The organism is Novosphingobium sp. NFX11 (genome assembly GCF_057376415.1).
In genome coordinates this window covers 1,303,983-1,326,328 of record NZ_CP080385.1, presented here as the reverse complement: position 1 = coordinate 1,326,328, position 22,346 = coordinate 1,303,983, and the positions used below count along the sequence as shown (strand labels likewise).

Here is a 22,346-nt window from a genome sequence, read left to right as displayed (position 1 = left end):
GAGCAGGGGCCGGGCCGACCTTTCCTCGCGAGACGCGGGTATCTCTCTAGAGGGCCGATCGACCCGGCTTTCCCGGACCGGCGCTCGGCCGATCCGGGTGATCCTTCTCAGTACTTCAGCGATAGCCGCAGGCCGACCTGTCGGCGGTTGGGCAGCTGCACGATGAAGCTGCGCGCGTAATTGGTCGGGTTCACGTAAGCGCGGGCCGATTGCACCGCCTTGTCGTCCAGCAGGTTGTTCACATAGAGCGAGGCGCGGATGCCGGGGCGGCGCAGGCCGACCTGTACGTCCACCGTGGTCTTCGAGCCGGTCTCCGCCAGGTTCGCCTCGGTGGCGTACGTGGTGCTGCGGTAGCTGACGTCGCCCTGCAGGAACAGGGTGCCCACGTCCTCCAGTTCGATGTTGTGGATCACGCCCGCATTGCCGGTCCAGTCGGGACTGCCCGCGAGCTGGTCCTTGCCGTCGGTCGTGATCCCGGCATTGCGCACGCGGGTATCCACGTAGTCGAGGATGCGGATAGGCGCATAGCCGAGGCCGCCGTAGACTTCCCAGCCGGGGTTGGGCTGGAAGTGGAAGTCCATCTCGGCGCCGGTGCCGCGCGCCTTGCCGCCGTTGAGCGTGATGCCCACCGGATAGCCGTTGACGGTGACTTGCGAGTTGACCTGGATGTCCGACCATTCGAGATGGAAGACCGAGGCGTTGAAGGTCAGCTTGCGGTCGAACCAAGCGGTCTTGAAGCCCGCTTCGTAGCTCCACATCTGCTCTTCATCATAGGCGATGTACTCGTCCGGCACGGCGCTGAAGCCGGTGCCCGCCGCGTTGTTGAAGCCGCCCGGCTTGTTGCCCTTGGCGACGCTGGCGTAGAGCATGTGGTCGGGCGTCGCCTGCCACTCGACGATGGTGCGCGGCAGCCAGTTCCTGAACGTCGCGCCGAAGGAACCTGCGGTCATCGCCGCGCGCGGCTGCGAGGTTTCGAAGATCTTGTCCTGCGAATAGCGCAGTTCCTGCGACACCGTCAGGCCGGGCGTGATCTCGTAGCTGAGCGAGCCGAACACGCCGTAAGTCTTCGTATCGCGCGTGAGTACGTTGGGCGTCGGGGCCAGCACACTGGACGAGCCTTGCGCGGCGGTCGGGGAGTAGTCGTCGCTGGAGTAGTTTTCTTTGCGGAAGTAGCCGCCGATCAGCCACTTGAACGGACCGGTGCCCGATGACTGCAGGCGCAGTTCCTGGCTGAAATCCTCGACATGGACGTCGAGCGCGCTGCGGAAGTTGCCGAGCAGGGTCGAGCCCGAAATCAGGTCGGGGTTGGCGGTGAAATCAGAGTCCACATCCTGCAGCTGGTGGCTGCGGTTGTAGGCGGAGATCGACGAGAATGCGGCGCCGCCGAAGTCGTAGTTGAAGTGCGCGGCGGCGCGGTAATACTTGAGGTCGATGTTGCCGTAATCGGCGGCGTTGCTGCCCAGCTTGTCGGGATCGCCCTTCAGCGTGCCGACGTACCAGCGCTGGCTGGCGAGCGTGCCGGTCTGGGTGTTGGTCGCCACCTGATGCCAGGCGGGCTGGCCGATGTGTTCGTCGCTGTAGGCGAGGCGGACGTAGAGTTCGGCCTGCTTCTCGGCACCGAACTGCGCGCGGATGCCGCCGACCACGGCGGTGCTGTCCGAATTGCCCATGTCGTCGCCGGTGTTGGCGTCGTTATAGAAACCGTCGAAGCTGCGGCGCTGCGCGGCGAGCGAGAACGCCAGGCCATCCGCGACCGGGCCGCTGACGCGGCTTTCCACGCGGTACAGGCCGTATTCCGCGATCTCGCCGCCGAATTCGGCCTCGATCTTGTCGAGGTTGGGGCGGCGCGAGACGTAGTTGATCGCGCCGGCCAGCACGCCGCGCCCGAACTGGGTGCTCTGCGGGCCGCGCACGACTTCGATGCGCTCGACGTCGAAGGACTGCAGGCTGATGCCGCCCGCGTTGCCGGTGTCGACGCCGTCGATGAACAGGCCGACCGAGGCGTTGCTGCCGGTGCGCGGCGCGCCGATGCCGCGGATCACCGGGACACCGCCGAACATGCCGAGGTTGTTGGAGAAGGTAAAGTTCGGCGTGCGCTTGGCGATGTCCTCGAGGTCGGAAATGTCGTAGCGCGCGATCATGTCCTGGTCGAAGGCGGCGACCGAGATCGGCACCTCCTGCAGCGTTTCCTTTTCCTTGCGCGCGGTGACGACGATGTCCTCGACTTGCGCATGGGCCACGGCCGGGACGAGCGTGGCGAGCGATACTCCTGCGGCTAGCAGGATCCTGGCATTCATCATGGTACTTCCCCCTTGGTGCTGAACCTTGTTCCGTCTGCGTCGTTTTCTGGCCGGGTTCTGGCGCCCGGCGCGTGTGTCTTTCCGCCGCCCTTGCGGACGGTCGGAAATTCGGTCTGTCGGTCGGCTTCAGATGCGGTCGAGGATTTCGAGCGCGGCGCGCTCTCCGGTTTCCATTGCCGATTCCATGCCCACTTCCATCAGGCGGGTGTGCTCGCCCGCGAAGTGCATCCGGGCGTGCGGCTGGGCCATCGTCGGGCGGAAGGCCTTCATCTGGCCCGGATGATAGCCGTGGCGGCAGCCGTGGATCAGCGGGTCGAGCTTCCACGAGAAGACGCCGAGCACTTCCAGCTTGCCCTTGGTCGAGGGCCGCATCCGCGCCAGTTCGGAGAGGACATATTCGCCGCGCTCCTTGGCAGGGATGCGGTCGAGCGCGTCGCCCTTGACGCCGCTGGTGATGGCGACGGCGCTGTCGCGTGAGCCGTCGGGCGCGATCGACTGGCGCAGCAGGCTGACCGGGCCGTCGGTCCACATCGAGCCCTCGATGCCGTCCTGCTCCCAGTAAGGCGCCTTGACGCGCAGCCAGACCTGGTTCTGGCCGCTGTAGGGCATGAGCTTGACCGCGTCCGCCTGCCCGCCGGTGAGCGCAGGCGTGACCGCGACCTTGCGCAGTGCGGTGAAGGGCAGGGCGGAGACAACGTAGTCCGCCTTGTAGCTGGACCCGTCGCCGCAGGTGACCGTCGCGCCGGTGTCCGTCATGTCGATGGCGGTGACCTGCTTGCCGGTCAGCACCGCGCCCTTGAGGGCATCGGCCATGGCATCGGTCAGGCGCGAGGACCCGCCGAGGATGCGGTAGGACAGGAACGAGGCCTGCTGGAACCGGTCCTGCTTGGCCGAGGTCGGCACGCCGTTCCCCTCGAACTTGGCGCGGCCCATTTCCTGCATGAGCGTCAACGCGGAAATCGCATCGAGATCGCCGTCGCCATAGCCGCGCGCGACGAGGTCGAGCGCGGCGGGCGATGCGCCCACGCGGCGCAGGTAGTCGGCCTCGGAAACGTCGTAGTTCGCCAGAGCCTCGGGTGAGGCCCAGCCGTCCATCGTGTTCCACGGGTAGGTCTTGGCGAGGTAGTAGCTGCCGAGCGCGAAAGGCACGACGCCGCGCTCCGCGCCGACCGTCCTGTTCAGCGGGTGGTTCTCCCACTGTCCCGGTCGGATCAGCTGCCCGTCGAGGGAGATCGCGTAGTTGTCGTAGATGTTGGAGCCTTGCGCCAGCTTGACCCCAGCGCTTCGCAGCGGTCGAGGACGCGGGCGTAGGAACGGCCGATCTGTGATGCGCCGTGCTCGGGATGGCCTTCGATCTCGGTCGAGGTGAAGACGCGGCCGCCGATGCGCCTCCCGGCTTCGAGCACCGTCACACGGCAGCCATTTTCGGCGAGTAGCAGCGCCGCATTGAGCCCGGCGAGACCGGCGCCGATGACCACCACGTCGGTCTTCTCGGCGGCGAAGGCCATGCGGGGCAAGTAGGCGGCGGCCGCAGCCACCATGCCGGTGGCGAGCAGGGTCCGACGGGAAAGTTCGCGTGTCAAAGGGGCCTCCCTGGCCGTGTCATGGGACGGTGTTCTGGCAGGCAGGGTGATGGGCCGGGCGGGCGCCGTGCAATCAAGCGTTCCCGGCAGGCGATCAAAATTCCTGAACGCCATTGATGCGCGGACGGGCCTTCACGAACGTCATTCGTGTTGCACGAACGGAGTCGAGGCCCGCAAATCCACGGGATCGCGCCGTTTCGGCAGTGAGGCAGCGATACGGGGATTCGGCATGGCAGGTCACCGCATGTTCACGAGGGGTTTCTGGCTTTCGGACGAGCCGCTGCTGCTCGGCCTCAATCCGCGCCAGCTCTGCGTCCACTTCATCGGGGTGCCGGTGTTCCTCGGCTTCGTCGCTGGATGGCCTCAAGCGGGGCGCACGGTCGCCTGGCCCAAGGAACATGCGATCGCGTTCTGGATCGGGCTGTCGATGTGCGGCTGGTGGGCGAACGACATCGTTACCCGCGCGCTGGCCCGGCCGCTGCGCGGCGCGGGGATGCCGCTCTGGGCGACGCTGATGGTCGGGGTGGTGGTGGCTTCGCTGCCGTCCGACATGGCGCTCAAGCTATGGGTGCACGCTTATCTCGGCATGTTCCCGGACTTGCCGATGACGCGCCCGATGCCGCAGATCCGGCTGGATGCGGTGCTGTTCTTCAAGACGCACATCTACGGCTATATCGAGTGGCCGCTGATCAACCTGATGCTCTTCCACTTCTGGAAGATGCCCTGCTACGGCTACCGGCCGAGCATCGAGACAGGCCACGCACCCAGCAGCGTCGAGAGCGTGCTGCCGTTCATGACGAAAGTGCCGGTGACCCTGCGCGGCGAAGTGCTCGCGCTCTCGGCCGAGCAACATTACCTGCGCGTCCACACCAGCGCGGGCAATGCGCTGATCCTCTATCGCCTGTCGCAGGCGGTCAGCGAACTGGGCGGGCGGGGCCTGCAGGTCCACCGCAGCTTCTGGGTAGCCTCGGGCGCGGTGGTCCGGGTGGCAGGCAGTGCAGGCGCGCCCCGGCTGGTGCTGCGGGACGGGCTGGAAGTACCGGTCAGCCGGTCGTTTCGCCAGACGGTGCAGCAGGCAGGCTTCCTGCAGGCTGCACCATCAGGGCTCGTTCCTTCAGGGGCGTTCTGACGCCTCGAACGTGCGGTAGGGGCCGAGCAGGAGTAGCGCCCCGGCGCAGGTCAGCAAGGCTATCGCCGAACAGCTCAGCGACAGGACGTAAGTGCCGTTGACGTCGAAATCGTGCCCGAACACCGGCGCGGCGAACCCGGCGCCGATCGCGAAGGGGATGTAGAGCCAGCCGTAGATCGTGCCGTAGTGCTTCATCCCGAAATAGCGGGCGACGATGAAGGCGATGAAATCGTACTCGATGCCCAGCGCGAAGCCGATCAGGAAGATCGAGATGCCCGCCGCCTGCGGATCGATGGTCCCGCCCATGAGGCTCCAATAGGACAGGCCGGGCAGGGCGAGCAGGATGGTGCCGATCATCGGCGCCCAGAAGCGGTCGAGCAGCCAGCCGCCGACGAGCCGTCCGATGATCGCGGACAGGCCGATGAGCGGCGTCAGCGAGGCGATCGTGCCGCTATCCAGCTTCCCGGCGCGCAGGATGCCTTCCATGTTGGGGACCGCACCGCCGAGCGCGAAGGAGATCGGCACCAGCGCCACGGCCAGCAGCCAGAAGCGCCAGTCGCGCACCGCCTGCGCGGTCGTCATGCCGCCCATCGGGACGGGGGCGGCGGCGGGTTCATCCACGCGGGATTTGGGCGCGCGGAACCAGATGAAGGCGGCGGGCAGGGCCAGCACCAGCGGTAGCAGGCCCAGCCCGACGAAGGCGCCGCGCCAGCCCCATTGCTCGATGAGCCAGCGCACGTAAGGCTTGGCGAAGATGCCGAACAGCCCCGAGCCCATCATCGCCAAGCCGAGGGCAAGGCCCTTGTTGCGCTGGAAGTGCTCGTTGACGAGGCGGGTCCAGGTGATCGGCAGCGTTCCCGCGCCGCCCAGCGCGATGAAGCCCCAGGTGAGGTAGAAGCCGAGGATCGACCCGGAGGACAGCGCCAGCGACAGCACGCCAAGGCCGAACAATATCACCGAGCACAGCGCGACGCCTCGCGCGCCGAACCGGTTGGTGAGCGCCCCGGTCAGCGGCGCGGAGAGCACTACGGTGAGGGTCGTGACGGACATGACGCCCATGACCTCGGCGATCGACCACCCGAAGGCGGCTGAAAGCTGGGGGCCAGCATCCCCAGGGTGTAGACCGGCATGGGGGAAAGGCCGAGGCCGACACCAAGGGTGGCGGCCAGCACGATCTTCCATCCCCGGGCGAATTCGCCGTCGCGGGCGTCGGCCGCCGGCCTCACCGCGTCTCTCACTTCGTCGCGGTCTTGAGCCAGGCGATCAGGGCGGCGCGATCTTCCGGCTTGGCGATGCCGGGGAAAGCCATGGTGGTGCCGGGAACCAGCTTGCTCGGCCGTTCAAGCCAGGCGTTGAGCGACTTGTCGTCCCACTTGACGCTGCTCTTGGTCAGAGCAGGCGAATAGCGGAAGCCAGGGCGGCTCGCAGCCTTCTTGCCGATGAAACCGTTGAGGTTGGGACCGACCTTGTTGGGCTGGCCCGCTGCCGTCGAGTGGCAGGCCTGGCAGCGCATGAACAGGCGCTTGCCCGCCTGTGCATTCGCCGTCTGGGCCGAGGCGGGGGCTATGGCCACGAACAGGCTCATGGTCATGGCCAGACCTGTAAGCGGAAGAGTTGCGGCCAAGCCGCGAAGCGCTTTCATCTCTCGTGTACCTCGTAAAATCACTACCCGCGCATGATCCATATAGCTGATCACTGTGTAGGTCGGATGGTTCGCCGATATTCTATCCGCCTGCCGATGAACCAAATGCGAAGGCCGCCCGCGATGCGGACGGCCTTCGCGGTTTCCGTTTGAAAATTCGCTGCAGGCGAATTTCGCGGCACCGGCCCACTCCCCACCCGGCCACCCGCAGGATACTACCGTTGGGTGGTCGGGTGGGGGCGTGGGCCGGTGCCGTGTAGAAAATGCCCAATCGGGCATTTTCTACTCAAACTCTCAGGGAGCGATGATCAGGCGCGTCTGCACGGTGCCCGCGCCTTCGCGCAGCGCCGCACCGGCCTTGTATTCCGGGCTCTTGGCATAGGCGAGGGCGGCTTCCTCGGTCTCGAAGCGCGAGACGACCACGCGCTCGTCGGGATTGACGTCGCCTTCGAGCACTTCGCTCACCTTGCCGCGCACGAGGTATTCGCCGCCGTGCTTTTCGCTGAGACCGGCGATGGCCTTTACGTAGGCGCCGAACTTCTCGGCGTCGGTGATGACCACGGTTGCTACGATATATGCTGCCACGTCGATTCCTTAGGTTTGGTGTGGGTTACTTCTTGTCGGAGGGCGGTGCGCCCGTTTGCCGGCCGGTGAGGCGGGCGCTGACGCACTGCTCGGCAGGTACGCCTTCAGGGCACGGATTGAGCTTGGGCTGGAAGCTGTTTTCCTTGGGCAACCGCACCGTGAGGATGCGCACCGGCTCGGTGCCGATGGTGCGCGAGGTGTGGCCGCGTCCGGTCACGTCGTCGGCGAGCACGATGTCGCCTTTGGACAGTACGTGCTTCGATCCGTCGCCGAAGCCGACTTCCAGCTGGCCCGACAGGACGATCAGGAAGCGCGGCGTCGATACGCCGTGATAGTCGATGAAGTCGCCGGGCAGCGCGTCGCCGATCTCCACGTCGGTGGCGTAGAGGCGGGTCTGGACGCTCTTGCCGGGGACGCCGCCGGTGCGCGGCAGGTCCTTGATCTCGAGGTGGGATCCGCCGTCGTCGCCGCCGTACATGTGAAGCACGCGGAACGCCTCGGCCCCCGGCGATAGCGGCGAGACCGGCGGCGGTGTGGGGGCGGGGCGGTCGGCGGCGGAACAGGCGCCCGAGAGGAACGCTGCTGCAAGGATGGGGATGAAGCGCTTCATGACGGTCCTCACGCCGGCTGGTTCTGGGGCTGGGTCTGGCCGACGCGGGCGTCGTGCTCGGCGGCGAGGCGGCGCAGCGTGGGGATCAGTTCCCGGCCGTGCAGGGCGATGTCGCCGTAGAGATCGAAGCCGCGCATCAGGAAGCCGGTGATGCCCATCGCGTAATAGTCCATCATCGCATCGGCGACCTGCTCGGCGGTGCCCACCAGCGCGGGCGGCAGCATCGGCGTCGAGAAGCTGACCGACGCCTTGGTGATCCCGGTCCACAACCGCTTGTCGAGCAGGTCCATGCCGCCCGCGATCGCCTCCAGCTCCTCTCGGCCAGAACCGCCCTTGGTGGTGGCCAGCTTGGGGTCGAGGCGCATGCCGGTGCTCAGCGCCTCGTCACTGCCGGCGATCTTGCGCTGCTGTTCGAGCGCGGTTTCGCGCAGCGCCTCGACGACATCGGCGGCGGCCTTCCACGCGGCGTCCTCGGTCTCGCCGATGATCACGCGCACCGAAGTCTGGATGCGGACAGGGCGGCCGGTGCGCCCCCAGGCATCGCGGATCTGCGCGACGGTGCCCGCCATCTGGTCGAGCGGCTTGAGGCCGCCGATGGCGTAGACGTCCGCGACTTCGGCGCCCTTCTCCAGCGCCAGCGGCGAGGAGCCGCCCCAGTACACCGGAATGGCGCCATTGACTGGTTTGAGTTCCGACAAGGCGCTGTTGAACCGGTAGTAGGTGCCGTTATGGTCCACCGGGGTGCCGCTGGACCACACCTTGCGCATGATTTCGACGTACTCGGCGCTGCGGTGGTAGCGTTCCTCCTTGGTGTGGAAGTCTCCGTCGCACTCCAGTTCGGTGTCGTTGGCGCCGGTGATGACGTGGACCCGGCGCGGCCGCCGCTGAGGTTGTCGAGCGTCGCGAACATCCGCGCGGCCATGGTCGGCGCGATGAATCCGGGGCGGTGGGCGACCATGAAGGCCAGCTTTTCCGTCACTGCCGCCGCATAGTTGGCGATCGCGAAAGGATCGGGCGCGAAGGAGTTCTGCAGGATCAGGACGCGGTCGAAGTCGTTCTCGTCGAAGGCGCGGGCCATCTTCTCGATCATGTCGACATCGAACGCGGGGCCGCCGCCGCGGCTGATCTCCGATGCGTTGCGGTGGAGCAGGACTCCAAGGATTTCTAGCGACATGGGACGGCTCCGTAAGGGCGGCGCGCGGCAGCGGCGCCCTGTTTCGGCACCGGTCACACTGGGCGCGGCCGCAAGGTGGGTGAACCCATGCCGTGCCATCCGCTCGCAGGGCGGATAATCCAAATTATCTATTACTCTTCTTTATAGGCTTGATCGATCGTCCGCCTCCACGCCACGAAGGAGGCAGCAATGAACATCGCCAAACTCGAGCGTATGATCGCGGTCTACGAGTCCGGCAGCTTTCGCAAGGCCGCGAAACTGTTCGGAATGTCGCAGCCCGCGCTGACCTGGAGCATCCGCCAGCTCGAGGAAAGCCTCAACCTTTCGCTGTTCATTCGCGGCCCGCGCGGCATCAAGCCGACCGAGGCGTGCGAGCGCCTGATCGTGCGCGCCCGCCTGATCGTCAGCGAGCAGAATCGCCTGCTCGCCGAAGTAGAGCGCAGCAGCCGCGCGCAGATCATCGAGCTGGGCGTCCACCCGGTGATGGTGAACGCGCAGTTCTCCCGCATCGTCGCGAAATTCCGCGAAACCGACCCCGACGTCGCCCTGCGCATTGTCGAGGGCTACAGTTCCGAACTGCACGAGCGGCTGCGGCAGGGCGAGATCGACCTTGCCTTTTGCGCCAACGCAAACGTCGATCCGGAGGATGAGGAGTTCGACTTCGATCTTTTGGTCCGCCAGTTCTACTCGGTCTTCGCGCGACCCGATCACCGCATTTTCGACGAGATCGCTTCCGGCCAGCCGCTCGCCCCGCATGACTGGGCGCAAGTCGCGGTGCCCAACCTCGCGCCCGATCAGGATGAGGCCAAGGGCCTGCTCGCCATGCTCCAGCATCTGGGCATGACGCCTGCCAAGGCGGCGGTTCGCTCCAGTTCGATCAGCCTGATCCGCTCTCTCGTGCTCGATGGCGGCTTACTGGGCATGCTGCCGGACGACCTCGTCGCGGCCGAGCTGGAGGCCGGGACGCTTTGCCGCGTACCCGACACGCGGGTAGAGGCGCCCGCCCTGGGCCTGCTCAGCGTGCATGGCAGCTACAAGAGCGCATCGGTACGGCGGTTCGCGTCGCAACTTCGCCAGTCGTACCGGAGCGATCGCGCCCTGACCGCGGCAGTATAAGGAAACTCTATCGCCTGCCGAGATTTGTAAGCTTTTCAACCCGCTTTCGTCCGATCAGGTTGAAGGGGTCGTGACGGATCGGCGAGGCCTTCCGAATCCCGGCTCCATCTCCTCTTCAGACAAGAGAACGAGCGGACGTGAAGCCTCTATTCCGAATCCTGACGGCCATCGCCGGCCTTGCCTCAGCCGCGCCTCTCATGGCGCAAGTACCACCCGCCCCAAACTACGCCCGCGCATCCAGCTGGGCCGCTGACGGCCGGAACGAGGGCGCCGCCGCAGCGGTCGCGCCGGGATCGACGGCGCGGCAGAACCTGCCGGTCGACGTGTTCTACATCCACCCGACCACCGATCGCTCGATGGATCGCTACAACCAGCCGGTGTCGGACAAGGCGACTAACGCCTGGACCGACGGCAGCGTTATCGCGCGGCAGGGCGGGGTGTTCAACGGCTGCTGCCGCGTCTTCGCCCCGCGCTATCGCCAGGCGACCAGCGGCGCGCAGAAGGAAGGCGGCAAGATCCGCGAGGATGCCTTCGCGCTCGCTTATGGCGACGTGAAGCGCGCGTTCCGCTATTACCTCGACCACTACAACAAGGGCCGCCCCTTCATCCTCGTGGGCCACAGCCAGGGCGCCGCGCATCTCGAGCGGCTGCTGGACGAGGAGATCGACGGCAAGCCGCTCGCCGCGCGCATGGTGGCGGCGTATGACGTCGGCATCACCTTCCCTGCGTCGAAGTACGACCGGCCGGACTCGAAGCTGAAGATGTGCGACAAGCCCGACAGCATCGGCTGCGTGGTGCACTGGAGTTCGATCCTGCCCAGCGCCGACCTTGCGAAAACGGCGTCCTTCGCGGAAGCCTACAACCGCACGGTGCTGCCGCAGGGCGCCGATCCGACGATCCTGTGCATCAATCCGCTGACCTTCGACCGCTCGCAGCCCGCCGCCCCGCGCGATGCCGCGAAGGGTGCCGTTCCCGGCGCGCCTGACGAGAGCGCCATCAAGGCCATCGTTCCCCACGCCGTCTCCGCGAAGTGCGAACGTGGGCTGCTAGTGGTCGATCCCGATCCCGCGCTTGGCCTCAAGCCGCTGCCGGGAGACAGCATGCATTACCACGACCTCGGCCTTTTCTACGAGGACGTGCGCCAGAACGCGATCCTGCGCGCCCGCGCATGGCTTGCAGCCCATCCCCGGCCATCAACACCCCGGCCCTCCGCAAATTGAGAAGAGAAAGACGATGAACAAGGAACCTCTCAATCCCGTCACGCAGCAGGACATCGACGACTACGCCCGCGACGGCGTGGTCTGCCTGCGCCAGATGTTCGACGCCGAATGGATCGCGAAGATGCAGGAAGCGGCGCGCGCGGTTGAGAGCGATCCCGAGGCCTACGGCCAGACCGGCCCCTCGCACGGGGCGATGATCTCGGTCGCGCACTTGTGGCGCAAGCCCGGCCCGTTCCGCGACTTCGTCTTCAACTCGCCCGCAGGCGAGATCGTCGGCCGGGTGATCGGCGCGGACAACGTGCAGATGTTCCACGATCACCTGTTCCGCAAGCCGCCGCTCTCGCCCTCGATCATGCAGTGGCACGCCGACCACCTCTGGCCCTTCACCGGCACGATGATCCCGAACCTGTGGGTCGCGCTTTCGCCGGTGAACAGGGAGAACGGCCAGATCGAGTTCGTCGCGGGCTATCACAAGTTCTGCATCGAAACCGGATCGCGCTTCGGCCCGGCGGGTGACGGCACCTTCCGCTTTCCCGATTTCCAGGCCGAGCGGGACAATCCGGACTTCCCGTTCCGCTTCGTCACCTGGGATCTGGAGCCGGGCGACGCGGTGCTGTTCCACGTCGATATCCCGCACTATTCCAAGGGCAACGATCCCGACACCCTCGCGCGCACCGGCCTTGCCATGCGCATGATCGGCGACGACAGCTACTGGTGCCCGCGCGAGGGCCTGACCCCGGTGCCGGGCGTCGACGTCCTTGCCCAGCCCGAGGGCGTCCACCCCGCCCCCAGCGAGAACCTGCCGCTGATCTGGCAGCGTCCCGAGAGCGAGCCTCGCGCTTTCGCTCCCGCCCGCCGCGAAGCCGCCTGAGGAGATCGCCCGCGATGACGACGCACAGCAAGCGCGATTTCCTTGCCGGTGGCGGCATGTTGATGGCGATGATGGGCTTGTCCCATTACGCCGATGCGGCCGAGGCTCCCGCAGCGGTCAAGCCGCTGCCGGGACAGGGCTTCCCGATGGAATTCAAGGGCACCGGCGATCCGATGCCGTGGATCAAGCGGGTGTTCCACCTCTACTCCGGCCCGGACGGCCTCACCCGCGCCGAACAGCTCGACGTGGTGGAGCCGCGCGGGCAGGAGATCGCCACGCTGCTGCGCCGCACGGCTTTTCGCGTGACCCTTGGCGGTTCGCAGCCCAATGCGGGCTTCGGCTTCCATGTCGCCAACAACCCGACCCTGCTGATCCCGCTGTTCGGCTCCATGATCATCGGTCTGCACGACGGCACCGAGTACGAACTGAAGCACGGCGACCTCGCCTATGCTGAGGATTGCACGGGGAGGGGCACATCTCGAAGTCCGGCCCGGAAGGCTCGTTCATGGTCGCGGTCCAGCTGCCCAGGGAGGGCTGCCCCAAGGTCGGCAGCTCGGACATGACCAGGGTGTGGACCGACCAGTGACGGCATCATGCAGGTCGAGACCATTCACGGAGGTGCCGGAATGAAGAAGAGCGCGTACATCGGATGGGCGATCGGCTCGTTCACTTCCGCCGCGCTGGTGAGCGCCGTAGGGCTGCTGCACCTGCGATTCATGACTGACTCGCTCGGCCTCGCCATCGCGCTGGCCGGGATGCTGACCGTCGCGGCGAAGATCTACGATGCGATGACCGATCCGCTGATGGGCTACATCGGCGACCGTACCCGCACGCGCTTCGGCCAGTTCCGGCCCTACCTGCTAGGCGGTGGGTTGCTGGCAGGCCTGTCGATGATCCTGCTCTTCAATGTGCCGGGCGGGCTGCAGGGTGACAACATGTGGCTCTACGTGGGCTTCACGCTGCTGCTCTACTCGACCGCCTACACCATGTTTCGCATCCCCTATCTGGCGATCGGGCGCGCGATCACGGACGATTTCCACGCCCGTTCGCGGCTGATGACCTTCAGCGTCTATGGCTCCTCGCTCGGCAGCTTCGCGGCGACCTCGGCGGCGCCGTTCCTGCTGGCGCGGCTGGGGAGCGACCGCGCGGGGCACGGTCATGTCGCGCTGGTGCTGGGCATTGCCATCGCGCTCGGCGGGATCGCCGCGTTCCTGCTGCTCAAGGAGCGCCACCCGGTAGAGGCGGAGAAGAAGCCCACCGGATCGTTCGCGGCGACATGGGCGGCGCTGTGGTCCAACAAGCCGTTCCTGTGCCTGATGGGCTTCAAGCTGATCCTGTTCTCGGGCCTTGCGGTCCATATCACCGCGATCCCCTATTACACCCGCCACGTCCTGCACGTCACCGACACCGCGCTCGGCACGATCTTCGCCGTGCAGACGGCGATGATGGTGATCTCGCAGATGTTGTGGGTCCGCATGGCCAGCCGTTTCGGGCGCCGCAACGCTCTGGTAAGCGCAGGCAGCCTGTGCGCGGTGGCCTACACCGTCTGGGCACTGATCCCGTCGGGTTCGCCCTTCCCGCTCATCTACATCGCCTGCGCCTTGTCCGGCACGGCGAGCGGCGGGGTGTTCCTCGGCCTCTACACCGTGCTGACCGACACCATGGACTATTCCCGCCGCATCCAGGGCGAGAACCGCGCAGGCATGCTCGCGGGCGTCTTCGTCATGGTGGAGAAGGGCACGTCGGCGTTCGGCATCTTCCTGTTCAGCACGATCATGAGCTGGACCGGCTTCGTTTCCTCCACCGGCGCCGGGGCGGAGGAGCAGCCCGCGAGCGTCAAAACCGGCATCATGGTCACCGTCTCGCTGGTGCCCGCGCTCGCCGCCGTGATCGCCAGCATCATCATGCTGCGTTATCGCCTGCCGGAGACAGCCGAGGATGCGGTTGAGCCGCCCGCCTCGACGTTGCAGCCAGTCGGAGTACAGTCCAACTGACGCAAAAAGAGCTTCCCCGAGTCATGACGCGTAAATCCCTGCCCCGCACGCCCAACCGGCTCGACGCCATCGACGGCAGCCGACCGATGGACGAGCAACTGCTGGCGATGATCGTCGGCCTGACTTCGGAAGTGACCGTGCTGCGCGCCCGCCTCGACGCTGCCGAGCGGCTTCTGGCCGCCTCGGGCACGTTGCCCGCGGGTGCTGTCGATGCTTTCGAACCCGATGCGGAGGCCGCCGCGCAGCGCGAAGGTCTGCGCAAGGCCACGCTCGACAAGGTCTTCCGCCCCTTGCGCGAAGCCGCCGAGGCGGAACTGGCCGCAATGAACGCCCCTGCCGAGGAGACCCTGCCGTGAGCGAACAGATGTCCGAACGCCGTGCCCAGCTCGACCACCCGCTGATCGCGGTACCGAGCCATGACGAACTGGCCGAACAGCTTTTCGTGCGCGATCTCAAGCTCTACGTCATGAGCCAGATCGAGCCGGTGCAGGCCCGCATCGCCGCCGCTGAGCAGAAGGCCAGCGCCGGTGCCAACAACACCGCCGCCGCCTTGCGCGAACGCATGGGGCAGCATGAGAGCTTCTCGACCTGGCTCTCGCTCAAGCGGGAATCGCAGCGCCAGCTGTGGTCCAGCGTTGCCGCCAGCGTCGAGCGGCAGGCGGGCGACCTCGAAGACCTCGCCGCGATCGAGGCGCCGCTGGGTTCGGTGCGCACAGATCCTGACTTCGCGGTGCCTGACTACATCCGGCGCGGCGACATTCACCTGATGCCGGGCGGTAATGCGCACGATGACGGCTCGATCCTGCAGGGCGCGATGATGGATCGCGGCGGCGCGGTCTACATGCTCGGACGCAACGGCGGCATGCTCAACGACTTGCGCGGGCAGACCGCGATGGCGCACGTCCTCACCCGCTTCCCGGACCTGAACCCCGGACGCATCCTCGACATGGGCTGCGGCATCGGCACCAGCACGGTGCCCGCCGCGACCTGCTTCCCGGGCGCCGAAGTCCACGGCATCGACGTCGGCGCATCGATGTTGCGCTACGCCCATGCCCGCGCCGAGCATCTGGGCGCGGGCGTCCACTTCTCGCAGCAGAGCGCGGAGAAGACCGACTTCGAGGACGGCAGCTTCGACCTCGTGTTCAGCTGTGTGATGTTCCACGAAACGTCGCAGGCCGCGACGATGGCGATCATTGCCGAAAGCCGCCGCCTGCTGCGTCCGGGCGGCGTCGCGGTCCACCTCGAGGTGCCGCTGCTGCACGACAATTCCGATGCATGGGTCGAACTGTCAGGCGAACTGGAAGCGCAGTACAACAACGAGCCGAACTGGCGCGGTGCGCTCAGCGCGGATTATCGCTCGCTGTTCGAGGCGGCCGGGTTTTCCTCGGTAGAGACCGGCTATCAGGCGACCAGCCCGGCGGCGCGCAGCGGTCCGTTCCGGTACGGGCCGGAGAGCGAAGGCGTGTTCCGTTCGTGGTTCGTCGCTTCCGGAGTGGCCTGAAGCAGGGCCTGAACCGGGGCCTGACCGGCGCTCCGATCAGAGATCGAGCGCTCCGGTCAGGTCTCCCGGAGCGACGCCGCCGGCCGCGCGCATCGCCTCTTCGCGCATCGCCAGACCCGGCAGCTTGGCGAGCCCGAAGCGACGGGTGAGGAAGCGGGCGATCGATCCGGTGTCGTAGATCGTGTGATCCACAAAGTCCTTGCGGGCACGCGGCGAGATGACGATGGCCGGGATACGGGTGCCCGGTCCCCAGCGGTCGCCCTTGGGCGGGGCGACGTGGTCCCACCAGCCGCCGTTCTCGTCGAAAGTGACGACGATCATCATACGCTCCCACTGCGGGCTGGCGCGCAGGGCGTCGATGACTGCGGCGATATGACGGTCGCCCGCGTCGATGTCGGAATAGCCCGCGTGCATGTTGAGGTTGCCCTGCGGCTTGTAGAAGCTGACGGGCGGCAGGCGGCCCGCCTCGGCATCGGCGAGGAAGCGGTTGGTGCGCGCGGTGCTGCCCTCGCCCGCGTCGCGCAGGTGCTCCTCGCGGTCTTTCGTGCCGGGGGCGAAGCGGGAATAATAGTTGAACGGCTGGTGATGCGGCTGCAGGTTGGGCCGGGCGGGGAACGAAGCGTCCTTGCCGAGCGCTGAATTCCACCCACCAGCATACCAGGCCCAGCCGATGTCGCGCGCGGAGAGCATGTCGCCGATGGTCCGGTGATCCTGCGGGATCAGCGTGCTGCCGTTGGACCAGTCCGCATAGCCGGGCTTTTCCGGGTCGGGCAGGTAGGTGGGGGTGTAAGGCGGCAGCATCGTGTTCACCGCCCAGAAATCCGGCGACAACGTGTTGGGGACGAATTTCGGCGGACCGTCCATCGCGCTGGCGGGACTGCGCGCTTCCAGCTTCAGTCGGATTCCGGTGGGGTCATCGCCTTCGACCTGGGCGATCTTGCGTGCGGCGGGGCTCTTGTCCGCATCGGTGTAGAAGGGCGGACGCGCCGCGATCAGGTACTGGTGGTTCAGGAACGAGCCGCCGAAAGCGCCCATGAAGAAGTTGTCGCACAAGGTGAACTCACGCGCCACCTGCCAGAGGCGCAACTGTGCGCGGCTGTCGCCATAGTGACCCATGACCAGCGCGCCGCTGTCGCCCCAGGCGACGAAGCCGTCGTTGCGCCCGCCATTGATCTGCATCTGGTTGTTGTAGAACGCATGGACAAGGTCGCGGGTCACGACGCCATGCGGAAGAGGGTCACCCTCCTTGGTCTTCAGCGCGAAGGGGGCATTGGGCAGGGGGCGAGGTCGTCGGGGCCGATCAGGTACTCGGTATGCTCGACCACCTGCCTGTCGGGAACGAGGCCTTCCCAGATCGTCGGCAATGTCTCGAACGGCTTGCCATCGCGGTCGCGCTGGGCAGAGCGCTCGGCCGGGACTTTCGACAGCGGCTGCTGGAGGCCGGGGAAATCGGCGAAGAGGTTGTTGAAGCTGCGGTTCTCCGCGTAGATCACCACGACCGTATCGATCGCTTCGCGCAGCCGGGCGTCGCTGACCGCACCGTGCGACGCGGCTTTGGTCGTGCGAGCTTCGGCGGCGGGAGCACCTGCCGCCGTGGCTGCGCCAAGGACGGCAAGCCCTTCGAGGAACTGGCGGCGATCGGGATTGAGCGAACCCGGGCGGGGGATTCGGGCTTGGTCATGGATGTCCTCGGTAGTGCGACTTTGCCTGTCGTCTGGGCCGAGGCAAGGGGCTTCGTCAATCGCAAATCCGACAAGTGCGTCAGCGTTTGAATCGCGTGAACGCTTATGCTCGATTGAGGTGAATTTCAAAATTAATGCGTAGATTGTCAGTTAGTTTTTATTTCTCTTGTTATAATATTTATCGAGAATATTAAGATATTTATTTAAATGTATATTTTAAAATCACAATGTGGCAAAAATGTAATAAATAAGCCTTTGAACTTTCACAACTTTTTTCTGTCCCCGTTTCCGCTGCCGGCCGCTCTCCCCCGCCGACCGTCGCACGGGATCTTACGCTGCGGCGCATCCGCGATGTCAACCAGCCCGATGTCTCCGACTTGCGCGCACCGGCGTCGGTGAACTCTACCCCGTTCGGCGGCACGGTGGAGACCGGCAACCCATCGCCGCGCCCCTGCACCGCGACGGCGCTGGACCTTGCTGTAGAGCATTACATGGGCCGTGACGGCTATGCCTCGCTAGGGGCGTTCTACAAGCGGATGGATCCGTTCATCACCTCGGCCACCACGCTGATGCCTTATTCGCAGACCGGGTTGCCGACGGCGTTCCTCTATCCCGGCCGATGCCGATACGCTCTACAACGTGGTGCGTCCGCTCAATGGCTCAGGAGCCTCGATCCTCGGTGTCGAGGCGGCGGTGCAGCGTGACCTGCGGTTTCTGCCCGCCTCGTTCGACGGGCTCGGCGTGCAGGCGAATGCGACTTTCGCCTCGGGCCACAGCGAAGTGATCTACGACGATACCGCCGTGTCGCTGCCGCTGATCGACCTTTCGCGCTGGTCGGGCAACGCCACGCTCTTACTACACCGGAAACGGCTGGGATGCGCGCGTCGCCCTAGCCTATCGCGGCACGTATCGCGACGGAGTGGGCAACAACGGCAATATCGGTACGCGGATCCGGGGAGCACGACGATCGACTTCGCGGCCCATGCCATGCTGCGCCCCGGCCTGCAGCCTTCGGTCGAGGCGCGCAACATCACCGATACGCCGATCGAGCAATATACCGACCGCACCGCCAAACGTCTGCTCGCGCGCACGCGCAGCGGCCGGACGGTCGCGCTGGGGATGCGCTATGCCTACTGATTTCGTCGCGGTCCTGCCCCGCCGGGGGCCTTGTACGCTCTGCAGGGGCGGCGCGGAGGTTTCAGCCGCCGGAGGAGAGCCGCGCAATGCTGATGAGCAAGGCCGGCAATTCCCTGCTGGGCGGCATGGAACGGCTGCGCAGCTATGTCCGCAAGCGCGTGCGCGATCCGGACGGCTTGGAGGGCGTGGTGCAGGAATCAGGGTCATGGAGCAGGAGCGGCGGCAGGCGATCGAGCATCCGCTCGCCTATGCCTATCGGGTTGCGGACTCGGTCATCATTGCGGGCGCGCGCAAGGCACAGCGGATCGGCGATGTCGATATGCTGGACCTCATGTGCAGCCTGCCGCTCGCCGACGAAGTACTGGATTATCGTCAGCGCTACGAACGCTTCGAGACGGCGCTGGCACGGCTGACCCCGGCGCGGCGCGCGGTGTTTCGGATGCGGCTTATGGACGGCCGTTCGCGGCAGGAGATCGCCGGGGAACTCGGCCTCAGCGTGGAGGCGGTGAAAAAGCACCTGGTGCGGGCGATGGCCGACCTCGCGCTGGCACTCGAAGACGACCTCGATGGGGAGAGTGAAGGGCACGACAGGCATGGATGAACGCAAGGCCCCGATACGGGAAACCGCCGCCGACTGGGTGGATCGGCTCGACGAACTGACCGCGCCCGATCGGCAGGAACTGAAGGCATGGCTGGACGCCTCGCCCGACAATGCGCGCGCCTTCGCGCGGATGGCCCGGATGATGGGCGATACCGCGTTGGTCGATGCGCTCGAGGACGGCGCCGAGGGGCTTGCCCTGCCTTCGACCCGTCCCGCTGCGGTGCGATGGCCCGGGGCGTGGCGCAAGGGCAAGCCGATGCTCGCGCGCCGACAGGCTATCGCGGCCGGGATTGCGGGTGCGATCGCGTTGCCTGCGGCCGGATACTGGCTTCTCGGTCGCGCGGGCGATAAGGCTTCGGCAAGCGCCGAGCGCTTTGCCAGTGCGGTAGGGCAACGGCGTCGGCTGGTGCTGCCCGACGGTTCGGGGCTGTCACTAGGGCGTGAACTCATAAATCGGGTTGAGTTGTCGGCCTTGGCGTGATTCAGACGGCCTTCGGAAACGGAGGGCGTATGACGCGGCGGCGGTATGAACTGACGGACAAGGAATGGCTCATCATCGAGCCGTTGCTGCCCAACAAGCCGCGTGGAGTACCCCGCGTCGATGACCGCCGGGTGCTGAACGGGATACTCTCGCGTTTCCGTTCTGGTGCGCCGTGGGCAGAGGTCCCTGAGCGCTATGGTCCATCGACGACCTGCTACAACCGGTTCATCCGCTGACGAAAGGCCGGAGTGTGGGACCGATTGTTGGCGGCGGTTTCCGCCGGTTTCAACGGCGAGTTGGTGATGATCGATTCTACTTGCATGCGCGTCCACCAGCACGGTGCGACGGGCAAAAAGGGGAATGCAGCGATCATGGCATGGGACGTTCCCGGGGCGGCCTTACGACCAAACTCCACGCTTTTGTCGACGCTGATGGACGTCCTGTCGGCCTGCGACTGACGGGTGGGCAGGTCCATGATGCGTGCGAAGCTGAAGCGCTGATAGAGGCCATCCCCGAGGGCGCTACCCTGCTCGGCGACAAGGGCTATGACAGCACCACCATTCGCGAGGCGGCGGCGGCCCGAAACATCTGGGCCAACATTCCCAACCGCTCCAACCGTAAGCAGCGCTTCGGCTTCTCGTCATGGCTCTACCGCCAGCGTAATCTCGTCGAGCGCTTCTTTAATCGGATCAAGCAGTTCCGGGGCATCGCCACGCGATACGACAAGGACGCTGCCAACTATCTCGCGGCCATCAAGCTCATTTGCGCACGTCTCTGGTGCAACGGGTAATGAGTCTACGCCCTAGATGCGTCCTCGCGCGTGGCTGTAGACTTCGCGCGGGGCCGCCACGCGATACGACGTTCGGCACGATCCGGAGCGCCCCTTCGAGGTACACACGTCGCAGGCCCGCATGACCGCGCTCGGCACCAGCTTCAGCGTCGATCACAGCGGCGACGGCAGCGAGTTGCGGGTCTTCTCGGGCAAAGTCGGGCTCGAGGCCGCATCTGGGCTGGTGGTTCCGGCCCGGCAATGGGCCATGGTCGGGGCATCGGCGATCACCGGCCACGGCACGTTCGATCCGGCTGCAGGGGACTGGCAGAGCGACTGGCTCGATGCGCGGGTAATGCCGCTCGGGCGTGCGGTCGAGCGCCTCGGCCGCTACAGCGCGGCGCCGCTGCGGCTGGGGCAGGCGCGCTTTGCGGCGCTGACGTTTAGCCGGTCAGTCATTCAGCTGGGCAACTTCAGCAAGGCGCTGGCCACGTTGCGGGCATTGGCTGCGAGTTCCTCGTCCGGTAGTTCGCCAGCAGTCCAGAAGGACAACACGCCGCGAAAGGCGAAGGCCAGGTGCCTTGCCAAAGCCGGTAGCGCTTGATCCTGTCCGTTCTCGCTCAGGCCCTCGCCCGTCCCGAGCGCCAGGGTCCATAGGGCGGTGGACTGCGCCAGCACTTCGCCATGTGTCGGCCCCGACGTGCCGAGCCATCCCATCACCGCGCGGTTCACACGCGGTTCTTCCAACATCAACTCAACCATCGTGGCAACCGCCAGCAAAACGCGCTGGCCGGCATTGTCAAGGCGGGGCTTGTCCGCGAACCTCTGGGTCGCGGTTGCGATCCGCCGCGCCGACAGGGCATGCATGATCGCGGCCTTGCTGCCGAATTGGTTGAACGGTGTGGCGAAACTGACACCCGCTTCCGTCGCCAGATCACGCATGGAAAATTCCGCTTTGCCATCGCGCAGCAGGTGCTCGGCCGCATCGATGACTCGATTGCGCACCGGTTCACCACGCGAACCGGTCGAGGGGGCTTGATGGACGTCATCTCAATAAATATATCATGATATAGTTGATGTTCGAATCATGGAGTAAGCCATGTCAGTAGCCATCCCAAAGACTTTCCTGATCACCGGCGTCAGTTCGGGTCTGGGCCGGGCCTTTGCCGAGGGCGCGCTGGGCGCCGATCATGTCGTCATCGGCACTGTGCGGACACCCGCCGATGCCGAGAGCTTTGCGGCGCTTGCGCCCGGCCGGACGCATCCGTTGTTGCTGGACGTGACGCATCTGGACGCGGTTGCGGACATGGTGGCGGCTGCAGAGCAGCGGGTCGGACCGATCGATGTGCTCGTCAACAATGCCGGCTATGGCCATGAGGGGGCGCTGGAGGAATCGTCGATGGACGACCTGCAACGCCAGTTCGCCGCTAATGTTTTCGGCCCCGTGGCAATGATCAAGGCGCTCTTGCCCGGCATGCGCGAGCGGCGGCGCGGCCATATCATCAACGTGACGTCGATGGGCGGGTTCATTACCATGCCCGGCATCAGCTTCTATTGCGGAAGCAAGTTCGCGTTGGAGGGATTTCCGAAGCGCTGGGTAAGGAAGTAGCGCCCTTCGGCATCCGGGTGACGGCTCTGGCGCCCGGCCAGTTCCGCACCGACTGGGCCGGGCGGTCGATGGACCGCGCTCCGCGCAGCATTGCCGACTATGACGCGATCATGGACCCTATCCGGGTAGCGCGTCAGGCCAAAAGCGGGCACCAGCCCGGCGATCCGGCGCGTGCGGCGCGGGCTTTGCTGGCGCTGGTGGAGGCGCCAGCCCCGCCGACGCGCCTGTTTCTGGGGCACGATGCGCTGGACCTCGTCCGAAGCAAACTTGACGGCATGGAAGCGGAAATCGCGCAGTGGCGCGGGCTGTCGCAGTCCACTAGCTTTGTGCTCTGACCGTTAA

At 66.0% G+C, this 22,346-nt stretch carries 22 protein-coding genes and 5 pseudogenes; 16 read left to right on the top strand and 11 right to left on the bottom strand.

Translation table 11 applies throughout. From position 1 onward, the window contains the following. Positions 1-107: 107 nt before the first annotated feature. The 3 genes from KZO24_RS23940 to KZO24_RS23930 all read right to left on the bottom strand — a co-directional run bounded on the left by KZO24_RS23940 (position 108) and on the right by KZO24_RS23930 (position 3,883). Positions 108-2,300, bottom strand: coding sequence for a TonB-dependent receptor (locus KZO24_RS23940; protein WP_430098747.1), 2,193 nt, complete (start codon positions 2,298-2,300; stop codon positions 108-110). A 126-nt stretch (positions 2,301-2,426) separates the two neighbouring features. Next, positions 2,427-3,449: a flavin monoamine oxidase family protein gene (locus KZO24_RS23935; RefSeq protein WP_486487332.1), complete on the bottom strand. Its 1,023-nt coding sequence runs from the start codon at positions 3,447-3,449 to the stop codon at positions 2,427-2,429. Between the two features lie 62 nt (positions 3,450-3,511). Then, the gene (locus KZO24_RS23930; RefSeq protein ID WP_486487331.1) at positions 3,512-3,883 is read right to left on the bottom strand and encodes an FAD-dependent oxidoreductase; all 372 of its coding nucleotides are present in this window, start codon (positions 3,881-3,883) and stop codon (positions 3,512-3,514) included. Between the two features lie 229 nt (positions 3,884-4,112). Here KZO24_RS23930 and KZO24_RS23925 point away from each other — a divergent pair, with 229 nt between their 5' ends. Beyond that, positions 4,113-5,012 (top strand): LytTR family DNA-binding domain-containing protein, encoded by a 900-nt coding sequence (locus KZO24_RS23925; protein WP_081799074.1) that lies wholly within the window; start codon positions 4,113-4,115, stop codon positions 5,010-5,012. On the opposite strand, the gene KZO24_RS23920 is transcribed toward KZO24_RS23925, so the two are convergent. From KZO24_RS23920 to KZO24_RS23900, 5 genes are all read right to left on the bottom strand, one after another. Then, a complete protein-coding gene (locus KZO24_RS23920) occupies positions 4,998-6,194 on the bottom strand; it encodes an MFS transporter (protein ID WP_486487330.1) in 1,197 nt (398 codons plus the stop codon). The genes KZO24_RS23925 and KZO24_RS23920 overlap by 15 nt on opposite strands. A 52-nt stretch (positions 6,195-6,246) precedes the next feature. After that, a complete protein-coding gene (locus KZO24_RS23915) occupies positions 6,247-6,636 on the bottom strand; it encodes a c-type cytochrome (RefSeq protein WP_271183662.1) in 390 nt (129 codons plus the stop codon). A 312-nt stretch (positions 6,637-6,948) separates the two neighbouring features. Next, entirely contained in the window at positions 6,949-7,239 is a 291-nt protein-coding gene (locus tag KZO24_RS23910) for a DUF1330 domain-containing protein (RefSeq protein ID WP_036527016.1), read from the bottom strand. 25 nt (positions 7,240-7,264) lie between these two features. Continuing rightward, positions 7,265-7,849: a cupin domain-containing protein gene (locus KZO24_RS23905; protein WP_486487329.1), complete on the bottom strand. Its 585-nt coding sequence runs from the start codon at positions 7,847-7,849 to the stop codon at positions 7,265-7,267. Positions 7,850-7,857: 8 nt separating this feature from the next. Next, positions 7,858-8,685, bottom strand: coding sequence for an LLM class flavin-dependent oxidoreductase (locus KZO24_RS23900; RefSeq protein WP_486487760.1), 828 nt, complete (start codon positions 8,683-8,685; stop codon positions 7,858-7,860). Here KZO24_RS23900 and KZO24_RS23895 point away from each other — a divergent pair. Then, complete coding sequence (locus KZO24_RS23895; RefSeq protein ID WP_486487774.1) at positions 8,641-8,841, top strand: hypothetical protein; 201 nt, start codon at positions 8,641-8,643, stop codon at positions 8,839-8,841. The genes KZO24_RS23900 and KZO24_RS23895 overlap by 45 nt on opposite strands. Here KZO24_RS23895 and KZO24_RS23890 read toward each other — a convergent pair. Next, positions 8,781-9,023 (bottom strand): annotated as a pseudogene (locus tag KZO24_RS23890) (LLM class flavin-dependent oxidoreductase); the annotation flags it as partial. The gene KZO24_RS23895 and the pseudogene KZO24_RS23890 overlap by 61 nt on opposite strands. A gap of 189 nt (positions 9,024-9,212) precedes the next feature. Here KZO24_RS23890 and KZO24_RS23885 point away from each other — a divergent pair. The 7 genes from KZO24_RS23885 to KZO24_RS23855 all read left to right on the top strand — a co-directional run bounded on the left by KZO24_RS23885 (position 9,213) and on the right by KZO24_RS23855 (position 15,725). Beyond that, positions 9,213-10,139 carry a LysR family transcriptional regulator gene (locus KZO24_RS23885; RefSeq protein WP_271183665.1) on the top strand — a complete coding sequence of 309 codons (927 nt, stop codon included), beginning with the start codon at positions 9,213-9,215 and terminating at the stop codon, positions 10,137-10,139. A 137-nt stretch (positions 10,140-10,276) separates the two neighbouring features. Further along, entirely contained in the window at positions 10,277-11,359 is a 1,083-nt protein-coding gene (locus KZO24_RS23880) for a DUF3089 domain-containing protein (RefSeq protein ID WP_271183666.1), read from the top strand. 13 nt (positions 11,360-11,372) lie between these two features. Further along, positions 11,373-12,230 (top strand): phytanoyl-CoA dioxygenase family protein, encoded by an 858-nt coding sequence (locus KZO24_RS23875; protein WP_486487328.1) that lies wholly within the window; start codon positions 11,373-11,375, stop codon positions 12,228-12,230. 14 nt (positions 12,231-12,244) lie between these two features. Then, positions 12,245-12,793: a hypothetical protein gene (locus KZO24_RS23870; protein WP_486487327.1), complete on the top strand. Its 549-nt coding sequence runs from the start codon at positions 12,245-12,247 to the stop codon at positions 12,791-12,793. 63 nt (positions 12,794-12,856) lie between these two features. Further along, positions 12,857-14,224, top strand: coding sequence for an MFS transporter (locus tag KZO24_RS23865; RefSeq protein ID WP_271183669.1), 1,368 nt, complete (start codon positions 12,857-12,859; stop codon positions 14,222-14,224). Positions 14,225-14,247: 23 nt separating this feature from the next. After that, positions 14,248-14,580, top strand: a complete 333-nt coding sequence (locus KZO24_RS23860; protein ID WP_271183670.1) for a hypothetical protein — start codon at positions 14,248-14,250, stop codon at positions 14,578-14,580. After that, on the top strand, positions 14,577-15,725 hold the full coding sequence (locus KZO24_RS23855; protein WP_271183671.1) for a class I SAM-dependent methyltransferase: 1,149 nt from the start codon (positions 14,577-14,579) through the stop codon (positions 15,723-15,725). Before KZO24_RS23860 ends, KZO24_RS23855 begins: the two co-directional genes overlap by 4 nt. Positions 15,726-15,761: 36 nt before the next feature. Here KZO24_RS23855 and acpA read toward each other — a convergent pair. Next, positions 15,762-17,410: pseudogene (gene acpA, locus KZO24_RS23850) on the bottom strand (acid phosphatase). Between the two features lie 392 nt (positions 17,411-17,802). Here acpA and KZO24_RS23845 point away from each other — a divergent pair. From KZO24_RS23845 to KZO24_RS23820, 6 genes and pseudogenes are all read left to right on the top strand, one after another. Continuing rightward, a complete protein-coding gene (locus tag KZO24_RS23845; protein WP_486487326.1) occupies positions 17,803-18,111 on the top strand; it encodes a hypothetical protein in 309 nt (102 codons plus the stop codon). Continuing rightward, complete coding sequence (locus tag KZO24_RS23840; protein WP_486487325.1) at positions 18,101-18,544, top strand: hypothetical protein; 444 nt, start codon at positions 18,101-18,103, stop codon at positions 18,542-18,544. The genes KZO24_RS23845 and KZO24_RS23840 overlap by 11 nt, the downstream gene beginning before the upstream one ends. A 205-nt stretch (positions 18,545-18,749) precedes the next feature. Next, on the top strand, positions 18,750-19,145 hold the full coding sequence (locus KZO24_RS23835; protein WP_271183674.1) for a sigma-70 family RNA polymerase sigma factor: 396 nt from the start codon (positions 18,750-18,752) through the stop codon (positions 19,143-19,145). Further along, positions 19,138-19,626 (top strand): FecR/PupR family sigma factor regulator, encoded by a 489-nt coding sequence (locus KZO24_RS23830; RefSeq protein WP_271183675.1) that lies wholly within the window; start codon positions 19,138-19,140, stop codon positions 19,624-19,626. Before KZO24_RS23835 ends, KZO24_RS23830 begins: the two co-directional genes overlap by 8 nt. Before the next feature lie 29 nt (positions 19,627-19,655). Continuing rightward, positions 19,656-20,416 (top strand): annotated as a pseudogene (locus tag KZO24_RS23825) (IS5 family transposase). Positions 20,417-20,474: 58 nt separating this feature from the next. Next, a pseudogene (locus KZO24_RS23820) lies at positions 20,475-20,603 on the top strand (FecR domain-containing protein); the annotation flags it as partial. A 251-nt stretch (positions 20,604-20,854) separates the two neighbouring features. Here KZO24_RS23820 and KZO24_RS23815 read toward each other — a convergent pair. After that, on the bottom strand, positions 20,855-21,400 hold the full coding sequence (locus KZO24_RS23815; protein ID WP_486487324.1) for a TetR/AcrR family transcriptional regulator: 546 nt from the start codon (positions 21,398-21,400) through the stop codon (positions 20,855-20,857). A gap of 94 nt (positions 21,401-21,494) precedes the next feature. Here KZO24_RS23815 and KZO24_RS23810 point away from each other — a divergent pair. Further along, a pseudogene (locus KZO24_RS23810) lies at positions 21,495-22,339 on the top strand (oxidoreductase). Positions 22,340-22,346: the final 7 nt, after the last annotated feature.

Coding starts and splice junctions, on each gene's coding strand:
- KZO24_RS23870 (WP_486487327.1), top strand. CDS start 12,245: ATGACGACGCACAGCAAGCGCGATTTCCTTGCCGGTGGCGGCATGTTG.
- KZO24_RS23860 (WP_271183670.1), top strand. CDS start 14,248: ATGACGCGTAAATCCCTGCCCCGCACGCCCAACCGGCTCGACGCCATC.
- KZO24_RS23830 (WP_271183675.1), top strand. CDS start 19,138: ATGGATGAACGCAAGGCCCCGATACGGGAAACCGCCGCCGACTGGGTG.
- KZO24_RS23835 (WP_271183674.1), top strand. CDS start 18,750: ATGGAGCAGGAGCGGCGGCAGGCGATCGAGCATCCGCTCGCCTATGCC.
- KZO24_RS23885 (WP_271183665.1), top strand. CDS start 9,213: ATGAACATCGCCAAACTCGAGCGTATGATCGCGGTCTACGAGTCCGGC.
- KZO24_RS23940 (WP_430098747.1), bottom strand. CDS start 2,300: ATGATGAATGCCAGGATCCTGCTAGCCGCAGGAGTATCGCTCGCCACG.
- KZO24_RS23865 (WP_271183669.1), top strand. CDS start 12,857: ATGAAGAAGAGCGCGTACATCGGATGGGCGATCGGCTCGTTCACTTCC.
- KZO24_RS23875 (WP_486487328.1), top strand. CDS start 11,373: ATGAACAAGGAACCTCTCAATCCCGTCACGCAGCAGGACATCGACGAC.
- KZO24_RS23920 (WP_486487330.1), bottom strand. CDS start 6,194: ATGGAAGATCGTGCTGGCCGCCACCCTTGGTGTCGGCCTCGGCCTTTC.
- KZO24_RS23905 (WP_486487329.1), bottom strand. CDS start 7,849: ATGAAGCGCTTCATCCCCATCCTTGCAGCAGCGTTCCTCTCGGGCGCC.
- KZO24_RS23925 (WP_081799074.1), top strand. CDS start 4,113: ATGGCAGGTCACCGCATGTTCACGAGGGGTTTCTGGCTTTCGGACGAG.